This window comes from Streptomyces sp. NPDC060205 (genome assembly GCF_042728395.1).
Taxonomy (GTDB): domain Bacteria; phylum Actinomycetota; class Actinomycetes; order Streptomycetales; family Streptomycetaceae; genus Streptomyces.
In genome coordinates this window covers 15,436-32,034 of the sequence record NZ_JBHWZP010000085.1, presented here as the reverse complement: position 1 = coordinate 32,034, position 16,599 = coordinate 15,436, and the positions used below count along the sequence as shown (strand labels likewise).

The 16,599-nt window shown below is 72.2% G+C and carries 12 protein-coding genes; 6 read left to right on the top strand and 6 right to left on the bottom strand.

Annotated features, from left to right (window positions below):
- Nucleotides 1–62: 62 nt before the first annotated feature.
- Complete coding sequence (locus ACFWGJ_RS17465; RefSeq protein ID WP_387325061.1) at nucleotides 63–1,877, bottom strand: 3-hydroxyacyl-CoA dehydrogenase family protein; 1,815 nt, start codon at nucleotides 1,875–1,877, stop codon at nucleotides 63–65.
- A gap of 459 nt (nucleotides 1,878–2,336) precedes the next feature.
- Between ACFWGJ_RS17465 and ACFWGJ_RS17460 the strand changes: the two genes are divergently transcribed.
- Nucleotides 2,337–2,945: an adenylosuccinate lyase gene (locus tag ACFWGJ_RS17460; protein ID WP_387325059.1), complete on the top strand. Its 609-nt coding sequence runs from the start codon at nucleotides 2,337–2,339 to the stop codon at nucleotides 2,943–2,945.
- Between the two features lie 492 nt (nucleotides 2,946–3,437).
- Here the strand turns inward: ACFWGJ_RS17460 and ACFWGJ_RS17455 are convergent, their stop codons facing one another.
- Nucleotides 3,438–4,067: a response regulator gene (locus ACFWGJ_RS17455; protein WP_387325057.1), complete on the bottom strand. Its 630-nt coding sequence runs from the start codon at nucleotides 4,065–4,067 to the stop codon at nucleotides 3,438–3,440.
- A 508-nt stretch (nucleotides 4,068–4,575) separates the two neighbouring features.
- On the opposite strand from ACFWGJ_RS17455, the gene ACFWGJ_RS17450 reads away from it, so the two are divergent.
- Entirely contained in the window at nucleotides 4,576–5,574 is a 999-nt protein-coding gene (locus ACFWGJ_RS17450) for an ATP-binding protein (RefSeq protein WP_387325054.1), read from the top strand.
- Here the strand turns inward: ACFWGJ_RS17450 and ACFWGJ_RS17445 are convergent.
- From ACFWGJ_RS17445 to ACFWGJ_RS17430, 4 genes are all read right to left on the bottom strand, one after another.
- The gene (locus ACFWGJ_RS17445; protein ID WP_387325051.1) at nucleotides 5,555–6,130 is read right to left on the bottom strand and encodes a GNAT family N-acetyltransferase; all 576 of its coding nucleotides are present in this window, start codon (nucleotides 6,128–6,130) and stop codon (nucleotides 5,555–5,557) included. The genes ACFWGJ_RS17450 and ACFWGJ_RS17445 overlap by 20 nt on opposite strands.
- On the bottom strand, nucleotides 6,127–6,525 hold the full coding sequence (locus tag ACFWGJ_RS17440; protein WP_387325048.1) for a RidA family protein: 399 nt from the start codon (nucleotides 6,523–6,525) through the stop codon (nucleotides 6,127–6,129). Before ACFWGJ_RS17440 ends, ACFWGJ_RS17445 begins: the two co-directional genes overlap by 4 nt.
- Before the next feature lie 125 nt (nucleotides 6,526–6,650).
- A complete protein-coding gene (locus tag ACFWGJ_RS17435) occupies nucleotides 6,651–8,261 on the bottom strand; it encodes an alpha/beta hydrolase (RefSeq protein ID WP_387325045.1) in 1,611 nt (536 codons plus the stop codon).
- A 224-nt stretch (nucleotides 8,262–8,485) separates the two neighbouring features.
- Entirely contained in the window at nucleotides 8,486–9,526 is a 1,041-nt protein-coding gene (locus ACFWGJ_RS17430) for an Rv2578c family radical SAM protein (RefSeq protein ID WP_387325042.1), read from the bottom strand.
- Between the two features lie 150 nt (nucleotides 9,527–9,676).
- On the opposite strand from ACFWGJ_RS17430, the gene ACFWGJ_RS17425 reads away from it, so the two are divergent.
- From ACFWGJ_RS17425 to ACFWGJ_RS17410, 4 genes are all read left to right on the top strand, one after another.
- On the top strand, nucleotides 9,677–10,120 hold the full coding sequence (locus ACFWGJ_RS17425; protein ID WP_387325039.1) for an SRPBCC family protein: 444 nt from the start codon (nucleotides 9,677–9,679) through the stop codon (nucleotides 10,118–10,120).
- Nucleotides 10,121–10,342: 222 nt separating this feature from the next.
- On the top strand, nucleotides 10,343–12,745 hold the full coding sequence (locus tag ACFWGJ_RS17420; protein ID WP_387325036.1) for an MFS transporter: 2,403 nt from the start codon (nucleotides 10,343–10,345) through the stop codon (nucleotides 12,743–12,745).
- A gap of 493 nt (nucleotides 12,746–13,238) precedes the next feature.
- Complete coding sequence (locus ACFWGJ_RS17415; protein WP_387325033.1) at nucleotides 13,239–15,683, top strand: SpoIIE family protein phosphatase; 2,445 nt, start codon at nucleotides 13,239–13,241, stop codon at nucleotides 15,681–15,683.
- A gap of 185 nt (nucleotides 15,684–15,868) precedes the next feature.
- Nucleotides 15,869–16,591 (top strand): class I SAM-dependent methyltransferase, encoded by a 723-nt coding sequence (locus ACFWGJ_RS17410; protein WP_381833833.1) that lies wholly within the window; start codon nucleotides 15,869–15,871, stop codon nucleotides 16,589–16,591.
- Nucleotides 16,592–16,599 lie beyond the last annotated feature (8 nt).

Sequence of the window (16,599 nt, the reverse complement as noted above, 5' to 3'; positions counted from 1 at the left end):
GGTCCCCTGGCCCGGAGGCGCACATGCCGGGCCGGTCCCCGGGCCCGTCTTCGCGCGGCGGCTCAGCGCCGCGCATATTCGCGGAAGCCGCGGCCCGTCTTGCGGCCGAGGCAGCCCGCGGCCACCAGGTGCTCCAGGAGCGGCGCCGGGGCCAGGCCCGGGTCACGGAACTCGCGGTGCAGCACCTTCTCGATGGCCAGCGAGACATCGAGGCCGACCACGTCGAGGAGCTCGAAGGGCCCCATCGGGTAGCCCCCGCCGAGCTTCATCGCGGCGTCGATGTCGTCGAGCGTCGCGTAGTGCTCCTCGACCATCTTGATCGCGTTGTTCAGGTAGGGGAACAGGAGCGCGTTGACGATGAAACCCGCCCGGTCACCGCAGTCCACCGGGTGCTTGCGGACCTTCGCGCACAGCTCACGGACCGTGGCGTGCACGTCGTCCGCCGTCAGGACCGTCCGCACGACCTCGACCAGCTTCATCGCGGGCGCCGGGTTGAAGAAGTGCATGCCGATCACGTCCTGCGGCCGCGAGGTGGCCCGCGCGCAGGCGACGACGGGCAGCGAGGACGTCGTCGTGGCCAGGATCGCGCCCGGCTTGCAGACCTTGTCGAACACCGCGAAGAGCTGCTGCTTGATCTCCAGGTCCTCGGCGACGGCCTCCAGCGCCAGATCGACGTCGGCGAAGGCCTCGTACGACCCCGCCGGGGTGATGCGCCCCAGTGTCTCCGCAGCCGCTTCGGCCGTCATGCGGCCCTTGTCGACGGAGCGCGAGAGGGACTTGCCGATACGGGCCTTCGCGGTCTCGGCCTTCTCCTCGGTGCGGGCGGCGAGGACGACGTCGTACCCGGCCTTCGCGAAGACCTCCGCGATGCCGGACGCCATCGTTCCGGAGCCCGCGACGCCGACCGAGCGCACGGTCCGGCCGGCCGTCCCGGACCCCGCGGCGGACGGCGTCAACGAGTCCGGGACGACGCTCGCGCCGCCCGGGGCGTCGTACGTGTAGAAGCCGCGCCCCGACTTGCGGCCGGTCAGGCCCGCCTGGCTGAGCTGCTTGAGGATCGGCGCCGGCGCGTGCAGCCGGTCGTGCGACTCGGCGTACATGGCCTCCAGGACCGTACGCGCGGTGTCCACGCCGATCAGGTCCAGCAGGGCGAGCGGGCCCATCGGCAGGCCGCAGCCCAGCCGCATCGCGGCGTCGATGTCCTCGCGGCTCGCGTACTTGGCCTCGTACATCGCGGCTGCCTGGTTGAGGTAGCCGAAGAGCAGGCCGTCCGCGACGAAGCCGGGGCGGTCGCCGACCGCGACGGGCTCCTTGCCGAGTTCGAGGGCGAGGTCGGTCACGGCGGCCACGGCGCCCGGCGCGGTCAGCACGGACGAGACGACCTCGACGAGCTTCATCGCGGGCGCGGGGTTGAAGAAGTGCAGGCCCAGGACCCGTTCGGGGTGGGCCGAGTCGGCGGCCAGCCGGGTGACCGACAGGGCGTTCGTGCCGGTCGCCAGGATCGTCCCCGGCCGCACGACACCGTCCAGCTCCCGGAAGATCTGATGCTTGATCTCGTACGACTCCGGGGCCACCTCGATCACCAGGTCCGCGTCGGCCGCGGCCCGCAGATCGGTGAAGGTGCGGAAACGGGCGAGGGTGTCGTCGCGCTCCTGCTCGGTGAGGCGCCCGCGCCGCACGGCACGGGCGGTCGAGGACTCCAGCGCGCCGACGGCCTGCGCCGCGGCGGCCTCGCTGACGTCGATGCCGACGACCTCGCGGCCGGCCCGGGCGAGGATCTCGGCGATACCGGTGCCCATCGTGCCGAGGCCGACGACGGCGACGGTCCGCAGGAGGGACACGGAGGACAACGAGGGGTCGGACAGGGGAGTGGCCATCGCGGGACTCCAGGAATGAGTGACGACTGAGGGACGCACGCGGATACGCCGACGGGCGCACGGAGTGCGGAGGGTGCACGGAGTGCGTGCGCGTGATGCCTGCGGGTGGTGCCGGGCTGCGAAGCGCACACGCCCGGTGCCGGTCGCGGGTGGGGTGCACGAAACCCGCGACACGGTGAGAAACGCTGAGGAGAACCGACAGGCCCTGTCCCGGAGCCGTGCCGTCACGTCGTACTGAGGTATCCGAAGTGCTCGGAGTACCCGAAGTACCGAACCGACCAGCTCCCTCGCGACCCGGGGGTGCGAGGGTGTTCCCGCGGCGGCTGCGTCACCAGGCCACCACGGGCAGATCCACGAGTGGGTAACTCGCTCGATTGAGCTTAACCGGTGAGTAACGAGCGCGCCAGCCCGCCTTCCTGGCCGGTCCATGTGACCTATGTCGCCGATAGTCTCTGCATCATGGACGAAGAGTTGCGATCGCTCACCCAGCGCTTACAGCAGGAGGCGGGCACGATGGCGTCCTTCTCGTACGAACGACTGGCGGCGACCGGCGATCTCGACGAGCTGGCCGCCGTGCTCACCGCTCCCGAACAGCCGCTGTGGGCGCGGGAACTGGCCGCGTTCCGGCTCGGTGTCGCCGGGGACAGACGGGCCTTCGAGGCGCTCGTCCTGCTGCTCAACCACCGGGATCCGCAGCGGTGCGCCTCCGCCGCTTACGCGATGGCCCGGCTGGGGGATCCGCGGACCGCGCGGGCGGCGGCCGCCCTCGCCACGAACGAGCTGCGCGTCGCCTACGCGCTTCATCCGGTGCGGCTGCTGGTCGAACTCCGTGCGCCGGAGTCCGTGCCCGCGCTGATCACCACCCTGGCGCGGCGGTTCCGGCCGCACGATCCGTACCGGCGGGTGGCGCTCGCGTGTGTGGAGGGGCTGGGGGTGCTGGGGGACGAGCGGGCTCGGCCTGTGCTGAACGAGGCGCTGGTGCATCCGGAGTTGGCGGGGGCTGCGGCTGATGCGTTGCGGCGGCTGCCGGCTCAGCGTGTCCCACCGGGCCCGCGGGGGCGGGGTTAGCGGGTGGGGGTGGGTGCGTGTAGGGGCCTGTTTGTGGCTGCGGGCCGGTGGGGGCTGGGTGCGCAGTTGCCCGCGCCCCTAGGGGGTGGTGGGTTCGGTTGTGTGCACCTGCGGGTTGGTGGGGGCTTGTCGCGCCGTTCCTCGCGCCCCTTTCGGGGCGGGGGCGGGCCGCGCGGTTTCCCGCGCCCCTGACGGGGGGTCGCCGGGGGTTCGCCCGGCGGGAGACGGGCGACCGGCAGGCGGACGAACTTCGCGGGATCCGAACTGCCGTCATCTCCGCGCATGTGGCCCGGGTCCTGCTCCCCGGCGGCCCCGGTCGTGCGACCGCCCGGCTGGGTGCGACAGGGGATCGGGAAGTCGCCCGGCATCGGCTGGATCGGCTCGTACCGTTGCCGTGGGAGGTCGCACATTTCGCACCATAAGCGACGGGCTGTCCGTCGGAAATCCCCCAGGCGGGGCGAACGGCCCCCTCAGATGGGCTGATTCACCGCCCTACGGCAGCTCGCGCGGCAGGATGCCCAGCCGGGTGGCCGTCACCACCGCCTCCAGCTGACTGTGCGCACGCAGCTTGACCAGCACACTCTTCACATGTCCGCGTACCGTGTGCCGGCTGAGGACCAGCCGGTCCGCGATCGACCTGAGGTCGTGCCCCTGCGCGAGCAGGACCAGTACCTCGTGCTCACGGCGGGTCAGCCCGCCCCCGTTGCGCTGCCGCGGCGGCAGCCGGGCCGCCAGGGTCGACTCCTCCACGAGCAGCTTGCCGGTGGCCGTCGTCCGGATCGCGGTGAGGATGTCCCCGAACGGGCTGTGCTTGGCGAGGAACGCCGAGGCGCCCGCCGTCACCGCCCGCGCCAGCTGGTCGGGGGCCGCGTCCGCGGTCAGCACCACCACCCGGGCCGAAGGGTGGACCTTCTTCAGCAGCCGCGTGCCCTCGATACCGTCCGTGCCCGGCAGATGGATGTCCATCAGGACCACGGAGGGGGGCCGACGGGCCGCCTCCCGCAACGCCTCGTCGACCGTACCCACCGCTTCGCCGCAGTCCAGGTCCGGCTGTGCTCCGATGGCGATGGCCAGTGCGTCGGCCAGCGCGCGCTGGTCCTCGACCACGAGCACGCGGATCATCCCGGATCCTCCCCCTCCGGATGGCCGGCTCTCCCCGGGCCGGTGGTGGCGATGCGCTTTCGAGCGTAGTGCTGAAGACCCCCGGCGGGTCCCGGCCGTACCCGGGAATATGCCTCCCGTGTCTGGCCCAACGCCCCGTGGACGGTACAGAGTTGAAGGGGAACGCAGGGGGCGGCCGGTCAGTGGCCGGTCAGCGGCAGGTGGCAGGGGGCGCCGGAAGGAGACCCGTGCGTTCCGCGTACCGCACAGGTCCGGGTGCACGGCCCGGACCCCGCCGCGTCGGCCGACGCGCGCCTGCTGTGCTGTACGTACCGCCTGTCCGACCGTTTGCGGACAGGGGGCGTCGACGCCGTGGGGAAGCCGCGACGGGCGGCCGGTGAAGGGGGCCTGCCGGCCTCACCGCCGGGTGCCCGGCGGGAGGAAGCGGGGGACATGCGAGGCACCGGTGCACCGGAGGGACCACGGGACGGACCGCTGGGCCGGCGAAGGGGGTGCGGGGACGATCGCGATGGCTGACGACGGGCGTCAGGAGCTGTACGCGGCCATGATGCTGGCCGCGCCCGACGGCATCGTCGCGGTCGACGCCGACGGCTGCGTGGGAGCGTGCAACCCGGCCGCGGCGGCGCTGCTGGAGCGGCCGGCCGACGAACTGATCGGCTCCGTGTTCGGCTTTCCGCTCGCCGACGGGGAGTCCACCGAGGTCACGCTGGTCCTGCCGAACGGCCGCAACAAGGTCGTCGAGATGACGGTCGCCCTCGCCCGGTTCGACGGCCGACGCCTGTACGTGGCCACCCTGCGCGACGGAACCCGCAGGCAGCAGGCCGACCATGTGCTCCAGGCCGCTTTGGAGCACCAGAGCGTGGTCGTCGCCGTCGCCGCGCACCAGCTGCACAACCCGCTCGCCGCCCTGGGCGCGCTGGTGCACGTGCTCAGGGAGCCGCCGCCCGGACTGACCGACGAGCGGCGCGCGGAGGTGGTCGAGCGGATCGCCGAACGCACGGCCCGGCTGCAGGCCCTGGTCCGCAAACTCCTCACCGCCGCACGGCTCGACGGCGCCGGCCGGCAGGGCGTCCCGGAGCCGGTGCAGGTGCTGGGCTTCCTGCGGGACCGGTTCGCCGAGTCCGGGGCCGCCCACGACGGACTGAGACTCGCCGTCCCGGCCCGGCTGGTGGCGCGTGTCGACCGCGCGGGTCTCGCCGAGATCTTCGGCAACTACCTGGAGAACGCGCTCGCCTACGGCCGGGACCCCGTCGAGATCACCGCACGGGAAGCCGACGGGCGCATCGAACTCCGCGTCGCGGACCACGGCCCCGGCGTGCCGGAGTCCTTCGTGCCGCACCTCTTCGAGCGTTACCGCCGCGATCCCGCCACCGCGGCGGCCACCGAGGGCACCGGACTCGGCCTGTGGATCGCCCGCAGCCTGGCCCGGGCCAACGGCGGCGACGCCTGGTACGAACCGGGCCGGCCGAACGGCGCGGTCTTCTGCGTCAGCCTCCCGAAGGGGTGACGCGGCCTCCCAGCGGCCGGGCGTACCGCACCTCCGGCACCTCGACGCCCTCGACCTCGTAGGGCTCCTCGACGCCGTCCGCGGCGAAACCGGCCCGCTCGTAGAAACGGCGCGCGCCCGCGTTCTCCCGCAGGACCCAGAGCAGCATCCGGTCGTGCCCCGCGGCGGCGCACCGCTCGACCGACGCCCGCAGCAGGGCACGGCCCACCCCGCGTCCGAACCGGCCGGGGTCGACGTAGATCGCGTACAACTCGGCGTCCCCGCCACTCCCGGCGTCCCGGGGACGCGGTTCCCCGCCGCGGTAGGGCCCGTGGCAGGCCCAGCCGACGACCTCACCGGCCGACTCCGCGACGAGGTTCACCACGCCCGGCCCCGCCTGCTCGAAGCGGGCCCGCCGAAGCGGGATTTCGGCCGCCACGTCGAGCCCGTCGAGGTACGACCGGGGCATGAGCCCGTGGTACGCGCTCTGCCAGCCGCGTACCCGGATCTCTGCCACGCGGGGGCAGTCGGACAGCGTCATGTCGCGGACGTGGGGCGGGGCTTCGGTACGGCTCATGCGGGCAGTATCGCGAACGCCTCTATCTCCATCAGGAACTCCGGGCGGACGAGGGCGGCTACCTGTACGGCGGAGGCGGCCGGGAGGCGGTCCTGCGGGATGTGCTCGGCCCGGGCCGCGCGGATGGCCGGCAGGTGGGCCATGTCCGTGACGAAGTAGGTCAGTTTGACCACGTCGTCGAAGCCCGCGCCGGCCGCGGCGAGGCAGCGCCGCAGGTTCTCGAAGACCTGCCGGGCCTGCGCGGCCGGGTCGCCCTCGCCGACCACGGCTCCGTCCTCGTCGAGCGCCAGCTGGCCCGAGACCGCCACGAAGCGGCCCGTGCCCATGACGACGTGCGCGTACGCGGCGGCGGGGGCGACGCCGTCGGGGGCGGTGATGCGGATCGGTCCGGTCATGGATCAATCCTGCACCACCGCACTGACAACGCCCCCGACCTGCCCCGATCAGCCGGACCTGCCCCGATCGGCGGACCGGCCCAGGCCGGCTCAGACGGGCCCAGGCCGGTCCAGGCCGGTTCCGGCTAGCCGCGGAAACCGATCAGGCCGTGCAGGGTCGCGCCGCGTGAGGCCGTGCCCGCGCCCGCCTTCGCGGTCAGCGGCTTGGGGTCGGGCAGCTTCGCGCACACCGCGTCGGCCTCGCCGTTCCCGCGCGGCACCCTGCCGTCGGTGAGATAGGCGGCCAGGTGCTTGTCCAGGCAGGTGTTGCCGCTCAGCGTGACACCGTGGTTGCCGCCGCCCTGCTCGACCACCAGGCTGGAGCCGTCCAGCAGGTGATGGACCGTGACACCGCCCTCGTACGGGGTCGCGGCGTCGTCCGTCGCCTGGAACAGCAGCACCGGCGGCACCGCGTCGTTCGAGACGTCGACGGGCTCGGCCGAGTCCGTGGGCCAGAACGCGCACGGGGCGTTGTACCAGGCGTTGCTCCACGTCATGAAGGGCGCCTTCTTGTACACGTTCCAGTTGTCGTGGCGCCACTCGTCCCAGTCGCGCGGCCAGCTCGCGTCACGGCACTGCACCGAGGTGTAGACGCTGTAGCCGTTGTCGCCCGCGGTGTCGACGGCCCCGAAGTTCTCGTACGCCTCGACCAGCAGGTCGTCGTTCTTCGTCTTCACGTAGGCCGCGAACGCCTCGGCGAGATACGGCCAGTAGCCGTTGAAGTAGGCGCCGGGGGAGAAGGTGTCCTCCAGCTCCGAGGCGCCGACCGTCCCGTCCGCCGGCTTCTTCGCGAGCGCCGCCCGCATCGCGTACCAGGCCGCCTCGATCCTCTCCGGATCGGTGCCGAGCCCGTACGTCGCGTCGTGCTTGGCGACCCAGGCCAGGAAGGCCCGGTGGCGGGTGTTGAACGCGTGGTCCTGCGCGATGTTGTCGTCGTACCAGACGCCGGTGGGATCGACGACGGAGTCCAGCACCATGCGCCGTACCCGCTCCGGATACAGCTTGGCGTAGACGGCGCCCAGGTAGGTGCCGTACGAGTACCCGAAGTAGTTGATCCGCTTCGCGCCGAGCGCGCCGCGGATCGCGTCCATGTCCTGGACCGCGCTCACCGTGTCGATGTACGGCAGCAGATCCCCGTACTTGCTCGCGCAGGCCTTCGCGAACGCCTCGACGCGGTCGAGGTTGGCCTCTTCGAGAGCGGGGGTCGTCGGCAGGGAGTCGGGGCGCACCGGCTTGAAGTGCCCCGGCCGGCAGTTCAGGGCGGGCTTGCTCGCGCCGACCCCGCGCGGGTCGAAGCCGATCACGTCGTACTGGGCCGCCACGTTCTTCGGGAGCGAGGCCGCGACGAATCCGGCGAGGGTCAGACCGCTGCCGCCGGGACCGCCCGGGTTCACCAGCAGGGGGCCCTGATAGGTCTTCTTGGAGGTGTGCGGGACCCGGGACAGCGCGAGTGTGATCTTCCGGCCGCGCGGGTTCGCGTGGTCGAGGGGCACCTTCAGGGACGCGCACTGGAGCGTCGGATAGTTCTTGGTGCCGCACTTCGTCCAGGCGGGCTTCGCCGCGGCCCCCGGCGCGTCGGCGGACGAAGCGGTGCGCCGGGCGGTCGCGGAGGCCGGGCTCGCGTCGGCCGGTACCGCGGTGATCATTCCGGCAACCACGGCGGCGGCACCGCACAGAGCGGCTGCGCGTCGGTTCACAATGAATCGCCTCACATCGATGGACCGGACAGGAGGCCGTGCACCTCACGGCCCTGGCCGTATCGTCCCGGCGCGGGCGCCCGGAAGGACCGCTTCTGCCGAGAGTTGACCCCATTGGGCCGGGGTGTACGGCCGGATGCCGGGCAAGGGGTGCCGGCCGGTGAGTGAGGGACGGCGGTGCCGGTGCGTGGCGGATGTCGGCGCAGGCGTGTCAGGGGCGCAGGTCACAGAAGGGTGAGCTGGGTGGGCCCCGTCGCGACCGGTTCGGGCACCGGGATCCTGCGGGGCATCCCCGCGCGCGTGGGGCCTATCCCGTACTCCTCGGCCAGTTCGTGCACCTGCCGGGTGATCCGCCGCTGATACCACTTCGGGGCGTACGCGCCCTCCGCGTACAGCCGCTCGTACCGGCGCACGAGGTGGGGGTGGTGGTGTCCCAGCCAGCTCATGAACCATTCGCGCGCCCCGGGCCGCAGATGCAGTACGAGCGGGGTCACCGAGGTCGCGCCGGAGGCGGCGACCGCCCGTACCGTCGCGCGCAGTTGGGAGGGGTCGTCGCCGAGGAAGGGGATCACGGGCGCCATCAGGACCCCGCAGTCGATGCCGTGCGCGCTCAGGGTGCGGACGACGTCGAGGCGGCGCTCCGGGGCGGGCGTGCCCGGTTCCACGGTCCGCCACAGGTCGAGGTCGGTGAAGCCCACGGAGACGGAGATCCCTACCTCGGTGACGGCCGCCGCCTGCTTCAGGAGGTCCAGGTCGCGCAGGATCAGCGTGCCCTTGGTGAGGATGGAGAAGGGGTTCGCGTGGTCGCGCAGGGCCGCGATGATGCCGGGCATCAGCCGGTAGCGGCCCTCGGCGCGCTGGTAGCAGTCCACGTTGGTGCCCATCGCGATGTGGTCACCGAGCCAGCGCCGGGAGCCGAGCTGGCGCCGCAGCAGCTCAGGGGCGTTCGTCTTCACCACGATCTGGCTGTCGAAGCCGAGGCCGGTGTCGAGGTCCAGATAGCTGTGGGTCTTGCGGGCGAAACAGTAGACACACGCGTGCGTGCACCCCCGATAGGGGTTGACCGTCCACTCGAAGGGCATGCGCGAGGCCCCCGGTACGCGGTTGACGATCGATCTGGCCCGGATCTCGTGGAAGGTGATCCCGCGGAACTCGGGCGTGTCGAACGTCCGGGTGGTCACCGTCTCCGCGCCGAACAGCGCGGGGTTCGTGGGCCCTGCCGACGGATTCCCGCCGGACTCCACTGCGAGGTTCTCCCACCGCATGACGCCTCCTCGATAGCACTGACCACAGAATAGAACACATGTTCCCTTGATCGTGCGACCCCGTAGTTGCGGACCCCGATTTGGGCGGCCCGCCCGCCTGATGGTTGGCTGAGCGCTGACGCCCGAGATCCCGAGTGCTGGAGGAACGCAATGGCGCAGGTCGAGGCCACCACCGAGCGAGTCGTGACGGGTCAGCCGGACGACGTGTTCGACGCGCTGGCCGACTACAACGGCACGCGTTCGAAGATCCTGAGCGAGCACTTCAGCGAGTACGAGGTCCGGGAGGGCGGCGACGGCGAGGGGACCGTCGTCCACTGGAAGCTCCAGGCCACCAGCAAGCGCATCCGCGACTGCCTGCTCGACGTGAGCGAGCCCACCGACGGCGAACTCGTCGAGAAGGACCGCAACTCCTCCATGGTCACCACCTGGCGGGTCACCCCGGCCGGCGAGGGCAAATCCCGTGTCGTCGTCACCACCGTCTGGGACGGCGCCGGCGGCATCGGCGGGTTCTTCGAGCGGACCTTCGCGCCCAAGGGGCTCGGCCGCATCTACGACGAGGTGCTGGCGAAGCTCGCCGCAGAGGTGGAGAAGTAGCCTCCTGCGGCGACTCCCCGCCGTCCTGGACCCCACCGGCCCGGGCGATTTTCACGCTCACCGTTTCGAGTGGTTTTCCGTACGCGCCCAGTTGTACGCCGTAGGGCTCCGACCGGCGGATACGTCCGCCGGAGCCGGTCCCAGGGCGACTCGTCGCGCTTGCTCCCAGATGTCGCACAATGCGAGAAATGGGCCCCGCAGGCGCGACGAGGGGAGCAGCACGTGGGCGGTACGGCTCTGGCGGAGAGCGGACGAGACGTTTCCTCTCCGGCCCCCGACACACCCCAAGCGCCGCCCGAACTCCCCCAGTTGGAGACGCTGAGCCCGCGCCGCGTGCGCCTGGTCTTCTTCGCGCTCATGCTCGCGCTGCTCCTCGCGGCCCTGGAGCAGATGATCGTCGCCACCGCGCTCCCGAAGATCGTCGGAGAGCTGCACGGCCTGGACAAGATGTCCTGGGCGATCACCGCGTATCTGCTCACCTCGACCGTGGGACTGCCCGTCTACGGCAAGTTCGGCGACCTGTACGGCCGCAAGGGCGTCTTCCAGTTCGCCATCGTCGTCTTCGTGATCGGCTCCGCGCTCGCCGGATGGTCGCGCACCATGGACCAGTTGATCGCCTTCCGTGCCCTCCAGGGCGTCGGCGCCGGCGGCCTCATGATCGGCGTACAGGCCATCATCGCGGACGTCGTGCCGGCCCGGGAGCGGGCCCGCTTCATGGGGATGATCGGCGCCGCGTTCGGACTCGCCTCGGTGGCGGGCCCGTTGCTCGGCGGCTACTTCACCGACCACCTCACCTGGCGCTGGTGCTTCTACATCAACGTCCCCTTCGGCCTGATCACGCTCGCCGTCGTGGCCGTCGTCCTCGAACTGCCGAAGCCCACCGCCAGGCCGCGCCTGGACGTCCTGGGCGCCCTGCTGCTCGCCGCCGCCTCCACCTGCCTTGTCCTGCTGACCAGTTGGGGCGGCACGGAGTACGCGTGGGGCTCGCGCGTCGTCCTCGCACTCGCCGCGGGAGCCGTCGCCTCGACCGTGCTCTTCCTGCTCGCCGAGCACCGCGCGGCCGAACCCCTCATCCCGCTACGGCTGTTCCGCGACGGCGTCTTCAACGTCACCGCTCTTGTAGGGGTGATCGTCGGCGTCGCCCTCTTCGGCGCGGCCAGCTATCTGCCCACCTACCTGCAGATGGTCGACGGCGCCAGCGCCACCGAGTCCGGCCTGCTCATGCTCCCCATGATGGGCGGCATCGTCGGCGCCTCCATCGTCTCGGGCCACCTCATCAGCCGCAGCGGCCGCTACAAGATCTACCCGATCCTCGGCGGCGCCCTGTCGGTCCTCGGCATGTGGCTGCTCTCACGGCTCGAAGCCGACACGCCCCGGCTGCACTACAGCGTGTGGATGGCCCTGCTCGGCGCCGGGATCGGCCTCGTCATGCCCGTGCTGATCCTCGCCGTGCAGAACTCCGTCCACCCGCACGACCTCGGCACCGCGACCAGCGCCAACAACTACTTCCGGCAGATCGGCGGCAGCGTCGGCGCGGCGGTCTTCGGCACGCTCTTCGCGAACCGGCTCGCCGACTCCCTCGCCGACCGGCTGCCCGCCGGGGCCGGGGTGCCCGACCCCGAGTCCATCACCCCGCAGCTCGTCCACGCACTGCCCGCCGCACTGCGGGACGGCTACATCGCGGCGTACACCGACGCGATGCCGCGGATCTTCCTCTACCTCGTGCCGGTGCTCGTCCTGGGCCTGCTCGTCGCCTTCTTCCTCAAGGAGAAACCGCTGGTGTCCCACCACACCCCCACCGCAGCCCCCGAGACCGCGGTGCCGTCCAACGCGCCGCTGCCCGGCGCCCGTTCGTCGTACGCCGCCGGGATCCCCGTCTGCGGCACCGTGCAGCACCCCGACGGCACGGTGGTACCGCGTGCCGCGCTCACCCTCATCGACGTCGCGGGACAGCAGATCGGGCGGGGCGCGAGCGGCGAGGACGGACGGTACGCGCTGTCGACGCCCGGATCGGGCTCGTACGTCCTGATCGCCGCGGCCGGCGGACACCAGCCGCAGGCGGTCAGCGTCACCGTCGGGGAACGGCCCGTGGAACTCGACGTGGTCCTCGGCGGGGCGGGACGGCTGGCCGGGAGCGTCGTCACGGCGGACGGGACGCCCGTGCGGGACGCGACCGTCACGCTCACCAACGTGCACGGGGAAGTCGTCGCCGCGACGCGCAGCGGGCGGGAGGGCGGCTATGTCATCACCGAGCTGGTCGCGGGGGAGTACACGCTGGCCGGGAGCGCGCCGGCCTTCCGCCCGGCCGCACTGCCGGTCAGCGTGCAGGCCGCCCGCGAGACCCGGCAGGACGTCGAGCTCGCGGGCGGGGCGGTGCTGCGGGGGACCGTGCGGGCCAGTGGGGGGCGGCCCGTCGAGGACGCGCGGGTGACGCTGCTCGACGCGGCGGGGAACGTGGTGGACACGTTGACCACCGGGGGTGACGGGGCGTTCCGCTTCATCGACCTCTCGTCGGGCGAGTACACGGTGATCGCGGCGGGGTATCCGCCGGTGGCGACGGTTCTCCAGGTGGCGGGGGGCGGACGCACGGAACGGGACCTCCAACTGGGCCACGAGGACGGCTGAGGGCGCCCCGCCCAGGGGGCGCGGGGAACGACGCGCCCGGCCCCCACCGTCCCGCACCCGACGGTCTGCCCGAGCCCCCACCCCCCTGGGGGCGCGGGGAACGGCGCGCTCAACCCCCACCGTCCCGCACCCGACGGTCTGCCCGTGCCCCCACCCCCTAGGGGCGCGGGGAACTGCGCGGCCCGCCCCCACCGGCCTGCAGCCGAAAGATTGCGCCGTTCCCCGCGCCCCTTGGGGGGTTTGAGTTGTGTGTCGGCTGCAGGTCCGTGGGGGTTGAGCGCGCAGTTCCCCGCGCCCCTAGGGGGGTGGGGGTTCGGTGCGTTTGTTGGGTGCGGGGCGGTGGGGGTTGGGCCCGCCGTTCCCCGCGCCCCCTGGCGGGGCGGGGTGCGCCGGAGGGAATTCGGGGAATGGCACACATCGCTGTCGGACGCGGACGTACCGTGGTTGAAGTGGTGGCACAGATCTTGCGGACCGTGGGAGAGAGGGCCGAGCCATGGACCGTGGCACCGAGAGGGGCGACCCTCCGCACGGGGCCGCCGCGGCGGGGCGGATTCCGCTGGCCGTGGTCGTCGTGGACCGCGAAGGACTGGTCTCGCACTGGAGCCGGGGCGCCCGCCGCCTCTTCGGCACGGCGAGGGAAGAAGCCGTCGGCCGTCCCGTCGTGGACCTGCTCCCCGTCTCCGGCGCGCTGCCCGAGGACGACGAGACCGCGCCCTACGGGGCGTACGCCGCGTACGACGGACTCGGCCCCGACCTCGAATCGTCCCTGGACGGAAGGCTGTTCTACCCGGCCGCCGGCCGCGCACGGCTGACCGCCGCGGACAGCGACCGGATCGACGTCCTGTGGTGGGCGTACCCACTCGTGGGGCCGGGGGCCGAACGCCTGCTGGTCCTCGCCGCCAACGCGGGCGCGCTGCGTCCCGAGGACGCCGAGACGTCCGGCGCGGGCGCCGCCGTGGAGCGCATCGCACCCGGGTTCGCGCTGCACACCGACTTCCCCGGCGCCGAGGACCTGGCCCGCAGGCTGCCCGAGATCCTGCCGAGCATGAGCGTGGGCGAGAGCGCCCGTATCGTCTCGCAGGTCCTCGAACTGGGCTATCCCGTACTGGAGTTCAGCCAGAACGACCGGGTCCCCGTCACCCCCGACTGGGGTGTCGCGCGGCGCGCCGAACGCAAGGCGCGCCGGCAGCGGGCGGCTGCCGCGGCCCTGTCGGGCGAGCCCCTGCCGCAGGACGCCGAGGACGAGGTCGAGGACCTGGAGTTCGTGGCCGTACGGGAGCGGCTGGAGTTCCTGAACGAGGTCAGCGGACGCATCGGCACCTCGCTCGACCTGTCCCGCACCATCGTCGAGGTCAGCCGGGCCGTCGTGCCGCGCTTCACCGACGTGGCCGGGACCTATCTGCGCGAACAGGTCGTCGCGGGTGAGGGTTTCTCCGACGGCGTGCCCGACACGACCACCATGTGGCACCGGGTCGCGCTGGAGCACACGGACGAACCGGGCCGCTGGGACGACGTCGTGCCCGTCGGCGAGGCCATGCCGTTCCCCGCGCACACCCCGTTCTTCCAGTGCATGACCACCGGCGAACCCGTCCTCGTGCCCCGCATCAGCGAGCAGATGGGCCACATGATCGCCGCGCAGTTCGAGAAGCGCGACATCCGGCCCCTCATCACCGGACGCTCCATGCTGGTCGTGCCCCTCAAGGCCCGCAACGTCGTCCTCGGTTTCATGATCCTGCTGCGGCATCCGGAGCGCGTCGAGTTCAACGACATGGACCGCGTCACCGGCGCCGAACTCGCCGCGCGCGCCGGGCTCGTGCTCGACAACGCCCGCATGTACACGTACCAGGAGAGTGTCGCCGAGACCCTCCAGGACAGCATGCTGCCGCACATCGCCCCGCGCATGTCCGGCTGTGACATCGCGACCCGCTATCTGCCGGGCACCCTGCTCGGGCGGGTCGGCGGCGACTGGTTCGACTCCGTCAAACTGCCCGGCTCGCGCACCGCCCTCGTCGTCGGTGACGTGATGGGCCACGGCCTCAACTCGGCAGCGATGATGGGGCAGTTACGGACCGCCGTCCAGACCATGGCGGCCCTCGACCTGCCACCCGCCCAACTCCTGCGCAACCTCGACGACCTGGCGCAGCGACTCGGCGAGCACTACCTCGCTACCTGCCTGTACGCGATCTACGACCCCATCGCGAGCGAGCTGGAGATCGCCAACGCGGGGCACATCCCGCCCGTGCTGGTCCGCGCCGAGAACGGCCACAGCGATCTGCTGGAACTGCCGACCGGTGCGCCCATCGGGGTCGGCGGGGTGCCCTTCGAGTCCGTACGTGTGCGGGTGGCGCCCGGCGACCGGCTCGTGATGTGCACCGACGGCCTGGTCGAGGTGCGCGGCGAGGACATCGGTGTCGGTCTCGCCACGCTCTGCGAGTCCGCGGCCCATCCGGCCGCCTCCATGGACGACGCCTGCGACACCATCATCAGGGCACTCAACACCCGCGGTGGCCGCAAGGACGACGTGGCGCTGCTGATGGCCCGGCTCAACGGCATCGAGCCCGAGGACGTCGCCGAGTGGCGGATCGGGCACGATCCCCGGGAGGCCGGCAGGGCGCGTGCGGCGGTCCGTGAACAGCTCCACGCGTGGGGCCTCGGTTCCGTCGCCGACACCGCGGAGCTGCTGGTGAGCGAGCTGGTCACGAACGCCGTACGGCACTCGCACAGTCGGCCCATCGACCTCAGGCTGGTCCGGGGCGACACGCTGCTGTGCGAGGTGGACGACGACGATCACACCCTGCCCACGTTGCTGAGTGCGGGGCGGCTCGACGAGTTCGGGCGTGGGATGCGGGTCGTGAGCACGTTGGCGCGTGAGTGGGGGACGAGTCGGACCAGCTCCGGCAAGACCGTGTGGTTCGAACTGACGTTGCCGCGGCGCTGACGCTTGGCTGGGCTGGCGGGGTAGAGATGACTCTGCGGGCCGGTGGGGGCTGGTCGCGCAGTTCCCCGCGCCCCTTCGGGGCGCATGCGGGAGCGAATGAGCCGTGAAGGTGTGCGCCCTGTTCTTGTCGCTGTGCGCCCGGCGCGGTAGACCGGACTGCCTGTCACTTTTCCTGGGGAGCCGGTATGAGCGTGACCACTCGGTACAGGGAGGCCTGGGAGGGCTTCTGGCGGGAGGCCTCCGCCGAGCGGGGGGCCGTCTTCTGGGACGCCGAGCCCGCGCTCACCGTGGGCGTCCATCTCGGCCTGTTCGAGCCGCACTTGACGGCCCCCGGGCTCCCCCTCGTGGACCTCGGCTGCGGCAACGGCACCCAGACCCGGTTCCTCGCCGACCGCTATCCGCGGGTCATCGGCGCCGATCTGTCGGCCGCGGCCCTCGACCACGCCCGGCTCGCGGACCCGGCGGGCCAGGCCCACTACCGGATGGTCGACGCGGCGGAGCGGGCCGAGGCCGAGACGCTGCACGCCGAGATCGGCGACGCCAACGTCTATGTGCGGGGCGTCCTGCACCAGTGCGAGCCCGCCGACCGGCAGTCACTCGTCGACGGTCTGGCCACGCTCGTCGGCGACCGGGGCCGCGCGTTCCTCGTCGAACCGGCCGAGGCGGCCGGTGTCATGCTGCGCGACCTCGCCCGCGGCCCCGAGGGACCGCCCGCGAAACTCGCGCCCGTCCTGCGCCACGGCATCGCGCCCGGAGAGGTGGTCGACGACGCCGTGCCGGAGTTCGTGCGGGCGGCCGGTCTCGTGGTGGTGGCGAGCGGAAGGCTGCCGCTCGTCACCACGGAGCACCGGGCCGACGGCTCGCGGATCGAACTGCCCTCCCTGTGGCTGGTCGTGGGGCGTAGCTGAGGGGTGGG

Coding starts and splice junctions, on each gene's coding strand:
- ACFWGJ_RS17465 (WP_387325061.1), bottom strand. CDS start 1,877: ATGGCCACTCCCCTGTCCGACCCCTCGTTGTCCTCCGTGTCCCTCCTG.
- ACFWGJ_RS17460 (WP_387325059.1), top strand. CDS start 2,337: ATGGACGAAGAGTTGCGATCGCTCACCCAGCGCTTACAGCAGGAGGCG.
- ACFWGJ_RS17455 (WP_387325057.1), bottom strand. CDS start 4,067: ATGATCCGCGTGCTCGTGGTCGAGGACCAGCGCGCGCTGGCCGACGCA.
- ACFWGJ_RS17450 (WP_387325054.1), top strand. CDS start 4,576: ATGGCTGACGACGGGCGTCAGGAGCTGTACGCGGCCATGATGCTGGCC.
- ACFWGJ_RS17445 (WP_387325051.1), bottom strand. CDS start 6,130: ATGAGCCGTACCGAAGCCCCGCCCCACGTCCGCGACATGACGCTGTCC.
- ACFWGJ_RS17440 (WP_387325048.1), bottom strand. CDS start 6,525: ATGACCGGACCGATCCGCATCACCGCCCCCGACGGCGTCGCCCCCGCC.
- ACFWGJ_RS17430 (WP_387325042.1), bottom strand. CDS start 9,526: ATGCGGTGGGAGAACCTCGCAGTGGAGTCCGGCGGGAATCCGTCGGCA.
- ACFWGJ_RS17425 (WP_387325039.1), top strand. CDS start 9,677: ATGGCGCAGGTCGAGGCCACCACCGAGCGAGTCGTGACGGGTCAGCCG.
- ACFWGJ_RS17415 (WP_387325033.1), top strand. CDS start 13,239: ATGGACCGTGGCACCGAGAGGGGCGACCCTCCGCACGGGGCCGCCGCG.
- ACFWGJ_RS17410 (WP_381833833.1), top strand. CDS start 15,869: ATGAGCGTGACCACTCGGTACAGGGAGGCCTGGGAGGGCTTCTGGCGG.